Annotated in this window: 14 protein-coding genes; 4 read left to right on the top strand and 10 right to left on the bottom strand. The window is 57.1% G+C overall.

The genetic code is table 11. The features are described from left to right. The 5 genes from ACIGDJ_RS27450 to mnmG all read right to left on the bottom strand — a co-directional run. The coding region (locus ACIGDJ_RS27450; RefSeq protein ID WP_397504686.1) for an ATP synthase subunit I at window positions 1-180 on the bottom strand (180 nt) is incomplete at its 3' end. 148 nt (window positions 181-328) lie between these two features. Further along, on the bottom strand, window positions 329-1,201 hold the full coding sequence (locus tag ACIGDJ_RS27455) for a ParB/RepB/Spo0J family partition protein (RefSeq protein ID WP_007960777.1): 873 nt from the start codon (window positions 1,199-1,201) through the stop codon (window positions 329-331). Window positions 1,202-1,210: 9 nt separating this feature from the next. Continuing rightward, a complete protein-coding gene (locus ACIGDJ_RS27460; protein ID WP_016772400.1) occupies window positions 1,211-2,008 on the bottom strand; it encodes a ParA family protein in 798 nt (265 codons plus the stop codon). Between the two features lie 18 nt (window positions 2,009-2,026). Further along, window positions 2,027-2,671: a 16S rRNA (guanine(527)-N(7))-methyltransferase RsmG gene (gene rsmG, locus ACIGDJ_RS27465; protein ID WP_101159740.1), complete on the bottom strand. Its 645-nt coding sequence runs from the start codon at window positions 2,669-2,671 to the stop codon at window positions 2,027-2,029. Further along, window positions 2,668-4,566 (bottom strand): tRNA uridine-5-carboxymethylaminomethyl(34) synthesis enzyme MnmG, encoded by a 1,899-nt coding sequence (mnmG, locus tag ACIGDJ_RS27470; RefSeq protein ID WP_101159739.1) that lies wholly within the window; start codon window positions 4,564-4,566, stop codon window positions 2,668-2,670. Before mnmG ends, rsmG begins: the two co-directional genes overlap by 4 nt. 571 nt (window positions 4,567-5,137) lie before the next feature. On the opposite strand from mnmG, the gene ACIGDJ_RS27475 reads away from it, so the two are divergent. From ACIGDJ_RS27475 to ACIGDJ_RS27485, 3 genes are all read left to right on the top strand, one after another. Beyond that, entirely contained in the window at window positions 5,138-5,644 is a 507-nt protein-coding gene (locus ACIGDJ_RS27475; RefSeq protein ID WP_397480196.1) for a sigma-70 family RNA polymerase sigma factor, read from the top strand. Continuing rightward, window positions 5,644-6,591 carry a FecR domain-containing protein gene (locus ACIGDJ_RS27480; protein WP_397480195.1) on the top strand — a complete coding sequence of 316 codons (948 nt, stop codon included), beginning with the start codon at window positions 5,644-5,646 and terminating at the stop codon, window positions 6,589-6,591. Before ACIGDJ_RS27475 ends, ACIGDJ_RS27480 begins: the two co-directional genes overlap by 1 nt. Window positions 6,592-6,710: 119 nt before the next feature. Continuing rightward, the gene (locus tag ACIGDJ_RS27485) at window positions 6,711-9,146 is read left to right on the top strand and encodes a TonB-dependent siderophore receptor (RefSeq protein WP_397480194.1); all 2,436 of its coding nucleotides are present in this window, start codon (window positions 6,711-6,713) and stop codon (window positions 9,144-9,146) included. A gap of 41 nt (window positions 9,147-9,187) precedes the next feature. Here ACIGDJ_RS27485 and mnmE read toward each other — a convergent pair whose 3' ends face one another. From mnmE to rpmH, 5 genes are all read right to left on the bottom strand, one after another. Further along, complete coding sequence (mnmE, locus tag ACIGDJ_RS27490) at window positions 9,188-10,555, bottom strand: tRNA uridine-5-carboxymethylaminomethyl(34) synthesis GTPase MnmE (protein WP_313000334.1); 1,368 nt, start codon at window positions 10,553-10,555, stop codon at window positions 9,188-9,190. An 81-nt stretch (window positions 10,556-10,636) separates the two neighbouring features. Then, a complete protein-coding gene (yidC, locus tag ACIGDJ_RS27495; RefSeq protein ID WP_397504687.1) occupies window positions 10,637-12,316 on the bottom strand; it encodes a membrane protein insertase YidC in 1,680 nt (559 codons plus the stop codon). Next, window positions 12,292-12,564: a membrane protein insertion efficiency factor YidD gene (gene yidD, locus ACIGDJ_RS27500; RefSeq protein WP_397504688.1), complete on the bottom strand. Its 273-nt coding sequence runs from the start codon at window positions 12,562-12,564 to the stop codon at window positions 12,292-12,294. Before yidD ends, yidC begins: the two co-directional genes overlap by 25 nt. Further along, entirely contained in the window at window positions 12,557-12,958 is a 402-nt protein-coding gene (gene rnpA, locus ACIGDJ_RS27505; protein WP_039757776.1) for a ribonuclease P protein component, read from the bottom strand. The genes yidD and rnpA overlap by 8 nt, the downstream gene beginning before the upstream one ends. A 16-nt stretch (window positions 12,959-12,974) precedes the next feature. Continuing rightward, entirely contained in the window at window positions 12,975-13,109 is a 135-nt protein-coding gene (rpmH, locus tag ACIGDJ_RS27510) for a 50S ribosomal protein L34 (RefSeq protein ID WP_003213577.1), read from the bottom strand. A gap of 566 nt (window positions 13,110-13,675) precedes the next feature. On the opposite strand from rpmH, the gene dnaA reads away from it, so the two are divergent. Then, window positions 13,676-15,186 (top strand): chromosomal replication initiator protein DnaA (gene dnaA, locus ACIGDJ_RS27515; RefSeq protein ID WP_397504689.1); only part of this gene is annotated, 1,511 nt, incomplete at its 3' end.

Genomic DNA, 15,186 nt, shown 5'->3' on the forward strand with positions numbered 1-15,186 from the left:
GAAATAAACATTGGGCAGCAAGGCTATCAGGCCTCCGCAAAGTCCCGAGTATCCGGCAACGACACCATGCCATTGCCAGAGCGCCAAAGCGGCAATGAGCAGAATGACAAATTGAGCCATCAACACCGGAAAAACCGCCAGGCGATGGAAAGGCAAGCGGTTTGGCGTGCGGGTTTCCATCACAGTTGCTCTCCAATGGTCGGCTGCCGAAATTCAATAACTTGGCATAATTTGTGCCGACAAAATGCGCGCAGAGTATAGGGGCGGTTCTGCCCCTATTCAACTGTCAGGTAGTGATTTCCGACTGCGCGCTACATGAGGAAATGTTTCAGCGGATGTGTGCGAGCACACCTTGAAGCTCGTCGAGCGAGTTATAACCAATCACCAATTGGCCTTTGCCCTTCTTGCCATGGCGAATCTGCACCGCAGAGCCTAGGCGCTCGGCCAAACGCTGCTCGAGGCGAGCGATGTCCGGGTCGGGTTTGGCAGCTTCCACAGGCTCCGGTTTGCCACTCAACCACTGGCGAACCAGTGCCTCGGTTTGGCGCACAGTCAGCCCTCGTGCGACAACATGTCGCGCCCCTTCGACCTGCTGATTGTCCGGCAGACCGAGCAAGGCACGCGCGTGACCCATTTCCAGGTCACCGTGCGACAGCATGGTCTTGATCACTTCGGGCAGTGCAATAAGTCGCAACAGGTTAGCCACAGTCACCCGCGACTTACCCACAGCCTCGGCAACCTGCTGCTGAGTCAGCTGGAATTCCTGCTGCAAGCGCTGCAAGGCGACGGCTTCTTCGATCGGGTTGAGGTCTTCACGCTGGATGTTTTCGATCAGCGCAATCGCAATGGCCGTTTCATCAGGCACATCGCGCACCATTGCAGGGATGGTTTCCTGCCCGGCCTGCTGGCTCGCGCGCCAACGGCGTTCACCAGCGATGATCTCGAAGCGGCCACCGCCAATCGGTCGTACTACGATCGGCTGCATCACGCCTTGGGCCTTGATCGACTGCGCGAGTTCTTCAAGTGCCTGGGGATCCATGTCGCGGCGCGGCTGATATTTGCCGCGCTGCAGCAGGTCCAGCGGCAGGTGTTGCAGTTCGCGGGTGTCAGCCTGCGCGGCTTGTTCTTCGAGCGCGCTGACCGTCGGACCACTCAGCAGTGCATCCAGTCCACGTCCGAGACCTCGTTTCTTGACGGCCATGGGGATTCCTTAAGTTGGCTGGGCAGCGGCGATACGTGAATTTTTGCGCTGACGGCGAACCATCTCGCCCGCCAGGGCCAGATAGGCCAGCGCGCCACGCGATTGCTTGTCGTAAGCCAGCGCCGGCATGCCGTAGCTCGGTGCTTCGGCCAGGCGAATGTTGCGCGGGATCACCGTGTCGTACAGCTGATCGCCGAAGTGTTCCTTGAGCTGCGCCGAGACATCGTTCATCAGGCTCAGGCGCGGGTCATACATGGTCCGCAGCAGGCCTTCGACTTTCAGGTTCGGATTCAGCAGTTCAGCGATGCGCTTGATGTTATCCACAAGGTCGCTCAAACCTTCCAGCGCAAAGTATTCGCACTGCATGGGGATAATGACGCCGTCAGCGGCGACCAATGCGTTAAGCGTGAGCATCGACAGCGACGGTGGGCAGTCGATCAGAATGTAATCGTAGTTGTCACGGATGGGCGCCAGCGCGCTACGCAGACGGCTTTCCTTCATCTGCATTTCCAGCAGCACCACTTCGGCCGCGGTCAGGTCGCGGTTGGCCGGGAGCAGTTGGTAACCGCCGTGCTCGGAGAAGTGCATGGCCTGGCCCAGGTCGCATTCGCCGATCAGCAGATCGTAGACCGAGTTTTCCAGACCATGTTTATCCACACCGCTACCCATGGTGGCGTTGCCTTGTGGATCGAGATCGATCAACAGCACCCGGCGCTTGGTCGCGACCAGGGATGCTGCGAGGTTGATGCAGGTGGTGGTCTTGCCCACACCACCTTTCTGGTTCGCTATCGCGAATACCTTAGCCATTCTTGCTTGTGTTCCCAATCATGCCGTGCGGCGCAGTATCAGCAGATGGCGTTGGCCTTGGCAACCGGGGACGGCCAGGGCGTGTTCGCTATCGAGTTTGAAATCTGCCGGCAATGCTACCAGCTCATCGGCCGGATGAACGCCCTTCATTGCCAGCCAGCGTGTATCGGCGTCGCCCAGGTGGCGAGTCCAGTTAGTGAAGTTTTCCATGCTGCTGAATGCCCGGGAAATGATCCCGTTGAACGGCTGGGCAGGCTGAAACGCTTCGACGCGACTGTGGATAACTTGCAGGTTATCCAGCTTGAGTTCGAGTTTGACCTGAGTCAGGAAGCGGGTTTTCTTGCCATTGCTGTCCAGGCAGGTCACTTGCGATCCCGGATACAGGATCGCCAACGGAATGCCTGGCATCCCGCCGCCACTGCCAACGTCGAGCCAGCGACCGTTTTCGATGAACGACATCACGCTCAGACTATCGAGCAAGTGACGCGAGACCATTTCGTCCGGATCACGCACGGCAGTGAGGTTGTAGGCCTGGTTCCATTTGATCAACAGGGCCAGATAACCCAGCAGCAATTCGTGCTGGGTTTGCGTGAGCTCAATACCGAGCTCAAGGGCTCCTGTGGATAACTCTTCGGCGTGTTGCGAAGTGACATTGGCACTCAAGCGCTTTGCTCCAACTGACGGCCCGCGCCGCGTTTTTTCAAATGAATCATCAACAGCGAAATGGCTGCCGGGGTCACGCCCGGAATTCGCGAAGCCTGACCGAGCGTCTCGGGGCGCGTCGCGCCGAGCTTGCTCTGGATCTCCTTGGAGAGACCGGAAATGTTCGTGTAGTCGATATCCACAGGCAATTTGGTGTCTTCACTGGCGCGCAGCCGGGCGATCTCATCCTGTTGACGATCGATGTAACCGGCGTACTTGGTCTTGATCTCAACCTGCTCGGCAACCTGTGGATCTTCGGCGCCCTGCCCGGTCACTTCAACGAGACCGGCGTAATCGATTTCCGGGCGGCTCAACAGGTTGAGCAGATTGTATTCGTGGGTCAGCGGCGTGCCGAATTTCTCGGCAATCGCCTCGCCCTGAGGGGTATTCGGCCGTACCCAGGTGCTCTTCAGACGCTGCTCTTCGAGCTCGATGCTTTCGCGTTTCTTGCAGAAGGCCGCCCAACGCGCGTCATCGACCAGACCAAGCTCGCGACCTTTTTCGGTCAGACGCAAGTCGGCGTTGTCCTCGCGCAGGATCAGGCGGTACTCGGCGCGTGAAGTGAACATGCGGTACGGCTCTTGGGTACCGAGGGTGATCAGGTCGTCGACCAGAACGCCGATGTACGCTTCATCGCGACGCGGACACCAGGCTTCTTTGCCCTTGGCACGCAGCGCAGCGTTGGCCCCGGCGAGCAGACCTTGCGCGCCAGCTTCTTCGTAACCGGTGGTGCCATTGATCTGCCCGGCGAAGAACAGACCGCCGATGACTTTGGTTTCCAGGCTGTACTTCAAGTCGCGCGGATCGAAGTAGTCGTACTCAATTGCATAACCCGGACGCACGATGTGCGCGTTTTCCATGCCGCGGATCGATTGCACGATCTGCAACTGCACATCAAACGGCAAGCTTGTGGATATCCCGTTCGGGTACAGCTCATGGGTGGTCAGACCTTCCGGCTCGATGAACACCTGATGGCTTTCCTTGTCGGCAAAGCGGTGAATCTTGTCTTCGATCGACGGGCAATAACGCGGGCCGACGCCTTCGATTTCCCCGGCAGCGGAATACATCGGCGAACGATCAAGATTCGCGGCAATGATTTCGTGAGTGCGAGCGTTAGTGTGCGTAATCCAGCAACTGACCTGCCGTGGATGCTGTTCCTTGTTGCCCATGAACGACATCACCGGGATCGGCGTATCGCCTGGCTGCTCGGTCATCACCGAGAAATCCACAGATTTGCCGTCGATACGCGGTGGTGTGCCGGTTTTCAAACGACCGACACGCAACGGCAGTTCACGCAAACGGTGCGCCAGCGCGATCGACGGCGGATCGCCGGCACGGCCGCCGGAAAAATTCTGCAGACCAATGTGGATAAGTCCGCCGAGGAACGTACCGGTGGTCAGCACCACGGAGTCGGCGAAAAAGCGCAGACCCATTTGCGTGACGACACCGCGGACTTGCTCCTGCTCAACGATCAGGTCGTCAGCAGCCTGTTGAAATATCCACAGGTTCGGTTGGTTTTCGAGGATTTCGCGAACAGCGGCCTTGTAGAGAATCCGGTCGGCTTGCGCACGGGTGGCCCGTACGGCCGGACCTTTGCGGCTGTTCAATACGCGAAACTGGATGCCGCCTTTATCGGTGGCCATGGCCATCGCGCCGCCGAGGGCGTCGATTTCCTTGACCAGATGGCTTTTGCCAATACCACCGATGGCCGGGTTGCAACTCATGGCGCCAAGGGTTTCCACGTTATGCGTGAGCAACAGGGTTTTTGCGCCCATGCGTGCTGACGCCAGTGCTGCCTCGGTACCGGCATGACCGCCGCCGATGACGATCACTTCAAAACGGGAAGGGAAATCCACCACGCACCTCGTGCCTGCTTAAGTAGGTCATTCAGGAAATAGTTGAGCTCAGGTTTCTGAACCTGGTCGGCAAGTATAGGGACTTCGCCCTTTCTAAAGAACCCTTTGAACAAAATTTAACCAGCTGTGGAGAACTCGAGGTTAAAAGAATAAAAAAGAGAGAAATTTATAAAACCTTTGTTTTTATGTTTATTCTTACTGAGCGTGCTTTCTGTGGACAGATCTCCACAGCCCTTATTTTACAATGTGTACAGACTTTCAAAACCCTGTGTTCAGGTGCCTATGAGGCCCTTGGATAACCGGTTTAAGCCTGTGGATGAACAGCATGGTTATCCACAGGGCGGGTTATATTCAGTTTTCGAGCCCTGTTATCAACTGACCTTAACGGCAGTTATTCACAGAGCTTAATCCACAGAAAATTGCCGGAAGGGGTTTTTTCAGGCGCAGAAAAGCCTCAGCGAAGGATCGGTGAGGCATGGGGAAGCCAATAGCAGGAAGTGAAAAGTCTATTGTGAGAGAAGGTAACAGAGGCTAATAATAGCCATTATCATTAACTCGCCAGTTCCTCCCCATGTCCCTACCCGCCCACACCGCTGCGATTGAGCAAATCTACGAGCAACACCATTCGTGGCTATATGGTTGGCTCAAAGGCAAACTGCATAACACCTGCGATGCAGCCGATGTGGCACATGACACGTTTCTGAGAATTCTGGCGGCCCGCAATGCGGCGCATATTCGAGAGCCTAGGGATTACCTGGCGACCGTCGCACGCGGTCTGGTCATCGATCGCTATCGACGGTGCTCCATCGAAACCGCGTATTTGCAGACATTGGCGGCTCGGCCCGAAGGCCTGGTCATCAGCGAAGAAGATAAGGCGCTGATTATTGAAACGCTGGTCGCTGTGGATAAAGCATTGGCCGGCCTTGGCACGCGGGCACGGCGGATATTCATCCTCTCGCAGGTGGATGGCATGACTTATCAACAGATTGCTCTGCAGCTGAAGGTTTCGCTGACCACAGTCAAGAAACACATGATCCGCGCTCTGACTGAATGTGCTGTTGTGATGGCGCAGCATTAATGGCCATCGCCCCCAACCGCCAGGTATTCGAAACCGCCGCCAGCTGGTACGTGCAATTGCAGTCCCAGCCACCGAGCCTTGCCGAACAAAAAGCCTGGCAGCTGTGGATAGAAAGCGATCCGGCGCATCTGGCGGCGTGGAACCAGATGGAACAATTGCAGCGCCACCTCGGTACGCTGCCACAGGATCTGAAACGTCGCGCCCTCAATGGTGGCCAACCACGGCGCCAGGTACTCAAACTGTTGCTGCTTGCAGCGGGTACAGGTTTCGTGGGCTGGAATGTCCAACAACGCACATCCCTTGGATACGTCTGGGCCGACTATAAAACCGGTGTAGGCCAGCGTCGGACCGTCAGCCTCGCCGATGGCAGCCAGATCCAGCTGAACACCGACTCGGCCATAGATGTTGCTTTCGACGCAGCCCTGCGCCTGATTCGCTTGCGCTCGGGCGAAATCCTCATTCAAACCGGCAAGCTTGGCGACCAGCGCCCGTTTTACGTGCAAACCCGCGACGGTCGAATCCAGGCATTGGGCACCCGGTTCTCGGTGCATCAAATGTCGAGCTCAACCCGGGTCGGCGTGCTGGAAGATCGAGTCAGCGTTCAACCTGCGCAGTCATCCACTGCTGCGCTCATCCTGAAAGCAGGCGAAAGCACGGATTTCGATAGTCGGCATGTCGGCCTGACTCATCCTTTTCAATCATCGGAAGTGGCCTGGATCAACGGTCAATTGATCGTTCTGAATGCGCGCTTGGGCGATGTCATCGAAGCGTTGGGACGCTATCGCAGCGGTGTTTTGCATTGCGATCGCCGCTCGCGGGACTTGCGGGTCTCCGGGACGTTCCGGCTTGATTCGACCGACGCAGTGCTGGCCAACCTTCAGGCTTCGTTGCCGATCAATGTCCGCTATTTCAGCCGTTACTGGGTCTCGATCAGCCACAGCATCTGATCGAAACAACGCCTGGGAAAAAATAAATGCAAAGAGGGTTATCTTTTTTTGCCCTGACCCGGCCCTACAGGTAATCGCGATAAACGCGGCTCTTAGCCACCTTCAGGGCACATCCACCTATGCGTCTTCCCACGTTCCGTCAGCGCTTTTCTCCTCACTGCATGGCTTACAGCTTAATGATGGCCAGCGCTGCGACCTGTCTGGTCACCAGCCACAGTGCCTTCGCTGCAACCGCATCCCAGCGTTACACCGTTGCCGCCGGTCCGCTGGACAATGCCCTGAGCCAGTTCGCCTCTGCCGCGAATGTGATTCTGTCGTTCTCGCCGCAGCAGACCAGTCGCTTGCGCAGCGCCGGGTTGAACGGCGACTTCAGCGTCGAACAGGGTTTCGCTCAATTGTTGCAAGGCTCAGGCTTACAGGCCGTGCTCCAAGCCCCGGGCAGCTACATTCTGCAGACCTTGCCCAACGGAGATTCCCTGGAACTGGCCCCGACCAACATCAACGCGCAGTTGGCCAATCCAATGGATCTGGATTATGCCGCCGACGTTGGCTACAAGGCGCAGAGCAGCCGGATCGGTACCAAAACCAGTACACCGCTATCGCAAACACCGCGTTCGGTGTCAGTGGTGACCGGGCAACGTATCAAAGATCAGAAATCTCAGACACTCACCGACGTCCTCGGCTACGTGCCGGGAATCTTCGCCCCACCGTTCGCCGCCGGTGACAGTCTGGCGGGAGACTTGTTTTACATCCGTGGTTTCAACGCCACCGATTACGGCTACGGTTTGCTGCGCGATGGACTGCGCGTGCAGGGCAATCGCTATGACACCAGCACCGAGCCGTACGGACTCGAACGGGTTGAGGTGTTCCGTGGCCCGTCTTCGCTGCTGTATGGCGAAAATGCACCGGGCGGTCTGGTCAATCTGGTCAGCAAACGCCCGACTGCCTCGCCTCACGGCGAAGTGCAGTTGGGTTATGGCTCTAACAATCGCCGGCAGATCGGCGTCGACGTCTCCGGCCCGCTCAATGACAGCGGCAACGTCCTCGGGCGTGTAGTGATGCTGGGGCGCAAATCCGATACCCAGACCGATCACGTTCCCGACGACCGCATTTATATCGCGCCTTCGCTAACGCTGAATTTCGACGATTTCAATACGCTGACTCTGTTGGCCAACTACCAGAAGGATCACACCAACATGGAGCTAGGCCTGCCGGCCGCTGGCACGTTGCTGAGCAACCCCAATGGCAAGTTGGCCAAAGACACCATGCTCGGCGACCCGGACTGGAATACTTTCGAACGGGAAACCTGGAGCACCGGTTACGAGTTCAGCCATTCGTTCAACGATGACTGGCAGTTCCGCCAGAACTCGCGCTACATGCAGTCGCGCATCACCCGCCACGAAACCTGGCCGGGCAATCTGAACAACGCCGGCTTCGGCACACGGTTGAACATGACCGCCTACGATCGCTTCAACAAATCCATGGTGTATTCGCTGGATAACCAGCTGGAAGGCAAGTTCCAGGCGGGAGATCTGGAAAACACCGTGCTGTTTGGCGCCAGCTACGATCGCACCTCGTTCAACCAGGACTGGAATGCCGGCATTGTCGGGCCGATCGACATCTACAACCCGGTCTACTTGCGTGATCCGACCACGCCGATTGCTGTGCAGAACACGTTGCTCGAGCAGCAGATGAAAGGCGTTTATGCACAGATTCAGAGCAAGTACGACCACTGGCTGTTCCTGCTCGGCGGGCGCCAGGACTGGGTCGACAGTGACTTTCGCGACAAAGTGGCGCGAGGCAGCAACATCAGCTCCGAGGACAAGAAGTTCACCTATCAGGGCGGCGTGATGTATCAGTTCGACAACGGCATGACGCCGTATGTCAGCTATTCCACGGCATTCGTGCCGGTGCAGCAGATTTCCAATGCCGGCGCACCGCTTGATCCGATCACCAGCCGTCAATATGAAGTGGGTCTCAAGTACGAGCCGATCGGCTGGGATACGGCATTCACGGCCTCGCTGTATGACCTGCGCAAGAAGGACGACACCTATTTCGATGCAACGACCTCGACCTATCGCCAGGTGGGTGAGAGCCGCGCCAAAGGTGTGGAACTGGAACTCAACAGTAATCTGACGCAAAACCTCAACGTCACGGCGGCTTACACCTACACCGATGCAAAGATCACCAAGGATGCGCCGACGTCGCTGGTCAAAGGACACCAAATGACCGGAGTGCCACGTAATCAAGCCTCCGCCTGGGCGAAATATCGCTTTCTCGACGGTGATCTGAAAGGTTTGTACGTCGCGGGTGGTGTGCGTTATTTCGACAGCGCGTTTGCTTACACCTCCCCTTCGCTATACGGGAAGCTGAATGCTGGCGACGTTACGTTGGTTGACGCGGCTGTTGGCTACCAGATCGATACACACTGGAGTCTCGACCTGAACGCCAAGAACCTGTTCGATAAGGAATATGTGTCGGGCTGCAACGACGCCGGCCGCTGCTACTGGGGTGAGGATCGTACTTTGCTTGGTACGGTTTCCTACAATTGGTGACAGCAAAAAGGGCTGTGGATAATTATCCACAGCCCCCTCTGTTATTTGCCGATGCAGAAGCTGGAGAAGATTCTTCCCAGCAAATCATCTGAGCTGAACGCTCCGGTAATTTCCCCCAGCGAATGCTGAGCCTGGCGCAAATCCTCGGCGAGCAATTCGCCGGCCCCGGCCACGGTCAATTGGGCGCGGCCATGTTCCAGCGCCGCGCTGGCGTGGCGCAGTGCTTCCAGATGCCGGCGGCGTGCGCTGAAGCTGCTTTCCGAGGTCTGCTCGTAACCCATGCACGCCTTGAGATGGTCACGCAGCAGATCGAGACCTTCAGCGGACTTGGCGCTGAGACTGATCGTTACGTGACCGTCGTCACTGGTTTCCAGCGCAATCGCTTCGCCGGACAGATCAGCCTTGTTGCGGATCAGCGTCACTTTCGACGGATCCGGTCGGCTCTCGAGGAATTCAGGCCACAAGGCAAACGGGTCCAGTGCTTCCGGCGCAGTCGCATCGACCACCAGCAAAACCCGATCCGCTTCACCAATGGCTTTCAAGGCTCGTTCCACGCCGATCTTTTCCACATGATCATCGGTATCGCGCAGACCGGCGGTGTCGACCACATGCAGTGGCATGCCGTCGATGTGGATATGTTCGCGCAGAATATCCCGCGTTGTGCCAGCGATCTCGGTCACGATGGCGGCTTCGCGACCGGCCAATGCATTCAACAGGCTGGATTTGCCGGCATTTGGCCGACCGGCGATCACCACAGTCATGCCGTCGCGCAACAACGCACCCTGCCCGGCTTCGCGCAAGACTGTGGATAACTCGTCGCGCACCTTGTCGAGCATGCCGAGCACATGGCCGTCGGCAAGAAAGTCGATTTCCTCTTCGGGGAAGTCGATGGCGGCTTCGACATAGATGCGCAGACCGATAAGCTGTTCGGTCAAGTTATGCACACGCTGCGAGAATGCACCCTGCAATGAACGCAACGCATTGCGCGCCGCTTGTGCAGAACTGGCTTCGATCAAATCGGCTATGGCCTCGGCCTGGGCCAGATCGAGTTTGTCATTGAGAAAGGCGCGCTCGCTGAATTCACCCGGACGGGCCAGACGGCAACCCAGTTCCAGGCAGCGTTTGAGCAACATGTCGAGCACGATCGGGCCACCGTGGCCCTGCAATTCCAGGACGTCTTCGCCGGTGAACGAGTTCGGCCCCGGGAAATACAGTGCCAGACCTTCATCCAGCACCTGCTGATCGTCGCTGAAAAACGGCCCGTAATGGGCGTATCGCGGTTTCAGTTCTCGGCCGCTGATGGCTTTTGCCGCCACATTGGCCAACGGCCCGGAAATACGGACGATGCCCACACCGCCGCGACCTTGGGCGGTGGCGACGGCGGCGATGGTTTCACGGGGTGTGCTCATAAAGCGGCATCCAGACAAAAGTGGCAGATAGCAAAACGCCCCACTAGGGGGCGTTTTGAGTGGTGTTATCCACAGTGCAAGTTACGCCTCGGCTTTTTTCGTTGCCGCTTCGATCTTACGCGTGATGTACCACTGTTGTGCAATCGACAGGCAGTTGTTCACTACCCAGTACAGCACCAGACCTGCCGGGAACCACAGGAAGAAGAAGGTAAAGATGATTGGCATCATTTTCATCACTTTCGCCTGCATCGGATCCGGAGGAGTCGGGTTCAGCTGCTGCTGGATGAACATGGTTGCGCCCATGATGATCGGCAGAATGAAGAACGGATCTTTGATCGACAGGTCAGTGATCCACAGCATGAACGGCGCCTGGCGCATTTCCACGCTTTCCAGCAGAACCCAGTACAGCGACAGGAAGACCGGCATCTGCACGAGGATTGGCAAGCAGCCGCCCAGTGGATTGATCTTCTCTTTCTTGTACAGCTCCATCATGGCTTGCGACATCTTCTGCCGGTCATCGCCATGTTGCTCTTTCAGCGCAGCCAATTTCGGCGCCACGGCACGCATGCGCGCCATCGACTTGTAGCTGGCCGCTGACAGCGGGAAGAAAATCCCTTTGATCAGCATGGTCAGGAAGATGATCGACCAGCCCCAGTTACCGACAATCGCGTGGATGTGTTGCAGCAGCCAGAAGATAGGCTGGGCAATGAACCACAGAATGCCGTAATCGACGGTCAATTCCAGACCTGGGGACAACTCTTTCAGCACAGCCTGACTTTTCGGACCGGCGTACAGCACAGCGCTGGTTTCAACTTTTGCACCTGGAGCAGCGGTCAGAGTAGGACCGGTGTATCCGATGATGTAGTTGCCTTTGCTGTCTTTACGGGTCTGGACGATGTTGTTTTCGCCCTTGGCCGGAATCCACGCAGTCACGAAGTAATGTTGCAGCCACGCGACCCAGCCACCGGTGACGGTTTCTTTGAGCTGCGCCTTGTCCATGTCCTTCATGGACACTTTCTTGTACGGCTCCGAACTTGTCCACAGGGCAGCGCCCAGGTAAGTCGCAGTGCCAGTAGCTGTTGTGGACGAAGGATCCGCGCTTGCATCACGTTTCAGCTGAGCGAACATCGCGCCGTTCCAGGGCTGAGCGCTCTGGTTATCCACAATGTAGGAAACGGCAACGTCGTACAGGCCACGTTTGACGGTGAAACGCTTGATGTAGTTGACGCCGTCCTTGCTGAATTTCAGGTCAACCACGAGTTGATCCTGACCGTCAGCCAGTTGGTAAACCTTCTTCTCCGAGGAATAAACCGGACGACCGGCCGGGTTTGCATCCGGGCCGTTGGTGCCGATCAGACCGCTTTGCGCCAGATAAACACGTTCGCCGCCGTTGTCGAACAGCTGGAACGGCACGTCAGGACGGTCCTGACGACGTGGATACAGAGGCAGAGTCAGTTGCGCAACGTCGCCACCTTGTGGATCGATCGCCAGATCGAGCACATCGGTCTTGACCTGAATCAGGTCCTTGCTGGCGGCAACCGGCGTTTCGGCAGGTGCGCTGGTATCGCTGGCGGCGCGCGGAATATCGTCACTGGCGGCATTGGTGCCAGTGGCGGTGTCCGGCAAACCGGATGTAGTCGTACTGGAAGCAACATTCTGAGTCGGCAGGGCAGCCTGGCCATAATCCTGGTTCCATTTAAGAACCATGACGTAGGACACGATTGCCAGGGCGACGATCAGGAAAGACCGTATGATAACCATGAATACTCGGCCAACGAAGAAGAACGGGAGGTAGGGACAGGTGGAACCGGGTCATAACCACCGGGATTCCACGGATGACAGCGACCTAAACGACGAAAGGTCAGCCAGCCACCGCGCAGAAGGCCATGATTTTCAATGGCTTCATACGCGTAGCAGGAACAACTGGGGTAGAAGCGACAGTGGCTGGCCATTAAAGGACTAATGGCATAGCGATAAAACTGGATCGGAACGAGGGCCAGTTTACGCATCGGTACTGTCTACCCCTACAGTTTCGGTTTTGACTGCCGGAACTGGCTTGTTACGCGCCAGACGCTTCCAGAGTTTGCCGAAATGCTGAATCAATTCGGGGTTTTCTACATCACCCAAACCTTTGCGCGCGACGATAACGATGTCCCAGCCGACCAGTGAATCCTGGTGCAGACGGAACGATTCGCGCATTAGACGTTTGAGGCGATTGCGCTCAACGGAGAGCTTTACGCTCTTTTTCCCGATAACCAGCCCTAGTCGGGGGTGATCAAGATCGTTGTCGCGTGCAAGGAGCAGGAGATTTTTCCCCGGAACCTTGCCGGTAGGGGAGTCAAAGACTGCCTTGAAATGCCGGGGGGTAAGCAGACGCTTTTCCCGACTGAAGTCCTGACTCACCTCCAGTACCGGATTATCAAACTGCCAGACGCGCACGACCTTTGGCGCGACGACGCGACAGGACTGCGCGGCCGTTCTTGGTAGCCATGCGAGCACGGAAACCGTGGGTACGAGCGCGTTTGATAGTGCTTGGTTGGAAAGTACGTTTCATGTCGTGTTACCTGGTTCGTCCACAACGGGCCGGAATGGCCCCCGTTTTAAGAGACCGGGGATTCTAGAGAAAGCAAGCCTTCAGGTCAATTTCCAACCAGCGTTTCCTTATAAATAGATCCGAGTGGGGTTTTAGCTCGAAAGCCTGTCCGCCAGATATAAAAATAAAGAAGGGAATTATTTAAAGCTTTTCTGTAAAGCTTGTAAAAGCTAGGCACGGGTTCTTCTGTGGATAACCGCCACGAGGCCTTATTCCATGTGATGTACAGAGAATGACAACTACAGGGGAAAACCGTGTTCAGCCTGTGCTGCGCTATCGGATAAGCTGTGCGTGAAAGGGCCTGTTATCCACAGGCCAGTTATCCACCGGGTTCAGCCCCCAGTTGTCCAGTGACCTCAGAGGTGTTTATCCACAGGGCTTATTCACAGACCGTTGGTCGCCTTTCGGGACGCCTGTGCGTTGATAAATGATGGCGATGGAGCTACCTGCATGTGGATAAGTGAACGGCTCGCCGCTACAATGGCCGCTTGTTTTTGCCTCACCGGCTTTCAACTTAGGGGATATCCGTGTCAGTGGAACTTTGGCAGCAGTGCGTAGAGCTTTTGCGCGAAGAGCTGCCTGCCCAACAATTCAACACCTGGATCCGTCCACTACAGGTCGAAGCCGAAGGCGACGAGTTGCGCGTCTACGCACCGAATCGGTTCGTGCTGGACTGGGTCAACGAAAAGTACCTGGGTCGGGTTCTTGAATTGCTGGATGAGCACGGCAATGGCTCGACGCCGGCGCTGTCCTTGTTAATAGGCAGCAAACGCAGCTCCGCACCGCGTGCCGCACCGAATGCCCCGCTGGCGGCGGCGCAGGTTTCCCAGGCGCAGGCCAATAACGTGCCGACGAACAACCTGGCACCGGCGCCCGCTCCGGCCAAGCGTTCCACGCAGAAAACTGCTGAAGTCAGTGAGGAGCCGTCCCGTGACAGCTTCGACCCGATGGCCGGCGCTGCTTCGCAACAGGCCCCGGTTCGCGCCGAACAGCGCACCGTGCAGGTCGAAGGTGCGCTCAAGCACACCAGTTACCTGAACCGTACATTCACCTTCGAGAATTTCGTAGAAGGTAAATCCAACCAGCTCGCCCGTGCGGCGGCCTGGCAAGTGGCGGACAACCCCAAGCACGGTTACAACCCATTGTTCCTTTATGGTGGCGTCGGCTTGGGTAAAACCCACTTGATGCACGCGGTGGGCAACCACCTATTAAAGAAGAATCCGAATGCCAAGGTCGTGTACCTGCATTCCGAGCGTTTCGTGGCCGACATGGTCAAGGCGCTGCAACTGAACGCGATCAACGAATTCAAGCGCTTCTACCGTTCGGTGGACGCCTTGCTCATCGACGATATTCAGTTCTTCGCTCGCAAGGAGCGCTCTCAGGAAGAGTTTTTCCACACCTTCAACGCCCTGCTTGAAGGTGGTCAGCAGGTCATTCTTACCAGTGACCGCTACCCGAAAGAAATCGAAGGCCTTGAAGAACGTCTGAAATCCCGCTTCGGCTGGGGCCTTACCGTTGCCGTCGAGCCGCCGGAACTGGAAACCCGCGTGGCGATCCTGATGAAAAAGGCCGATCAGGCTAAGGTCGAGTTGCCCCATGACGCCGCGTTCTTCATTGCCCAGCGTATTCGCTCCAACGTCCGTGAGCTGGAAGGCGCGCTGAAACGCGTGATCGCCCACTCGCACTTCATGGGCCGCGACATCACCATCGAGCTGATCCGCGAATCCCTGAAAGACCTGCTGGCGTTGCAGGACAAACTGGTCTCTGTGGATAACATTCAGCGCACCGTCGCCGAGTATTACAAGATCAAGATTTCCGACTTGCTGTCCAAGCGCCGTTCGCGCTCGGTGGCTCGTCCGCGTCAGGTCGCCATGGCGTTGTCCAAGGAACTGACCAACCACAGCCTGCCGGAAATCGGCGATGTGTTTGGCGGTCGCGACCACACCCCCGAGGTGCCCGCCTGCCGCAAGATCAATGCACTTAAGGAATCCGACGCGGACATCCGCGAGGACTACAAGAACCTGCTGCGTACATTGAC

This window comes from Pseudomonas sp. NPDC079367 (assembly GCF_044542195.1).
GTDB lineage: Bacteria > Pseudomonadota > Gammaproteobacteria > Pseudomonadales > Pseudomonadaceae > Aquipseudomonas.

Bases quoted from the DNA above. Each gene is read 5' to 3' on its own strand.
- ACIGDJ_RS27455 (WP_007960777.1), bottom strand. From the start codon at position 1,201: ATGGCCGTCAAGAAACGAGGTCTCGGACGTGGACTGGATGCACTGCTG.
- ACIGDJ_RS27460 (WP_016772400.1), bottom strand. From the start codon at position 2,008: ATGGCTAAGGTATTCGCGATAGCGAACCAGAAAGGTGGTGTGGGCAAG.
- ACIGDJ_RS27475 (WP_397480196.1), top strand. From the start codon at position 5,138: ATGTCCCTACCCGCCCACACCGCTGCGATTGAGCAAATCTACGAGCAA.
- ACIGDJ_RS27480 (WP_397480195.1), top strand. From the start codon at position 5,644: ATGGCCATCGCCCCCAACCGCCAGGTATTCGAAACCGCCGCCAGCTGG.
- ACIGDJ_RS27485 (WP_397480194.1), top strand. From the start codon at position 6,711: ATGCGTCTTCCCACGTTCCGTCAGCGCTTTTCTCCTCACTGCATGGCT.
- mnmE (WP_313000334.1), bottom strand. From the start codon at position 10,555: ATGAGCACACCCCGTGAAACCATCGCCGCCGTCGCCACCGCCCAAGGT.
- yidC (WP_397504687.1), bottom strand. From the start codon at position 12,316: ATGGTTATCATACGGTCTTTCCTGATCGTCGCCCTGGCAATCGTGTCC.
- yidD (WP_397504688.1), bottom strand. From the start codon at position 12,564: ATGCGTAAACTGGCCCTCGTTCCGATCCAGTTTTATCGCTATGCCATT.
- rpmH (WP_003213577.1), bottom strand. From the start codon at position 13,109: ATGAAACGTACTTTCCAACCAAGCACTATCAAACGCGCTCGTACCCAC.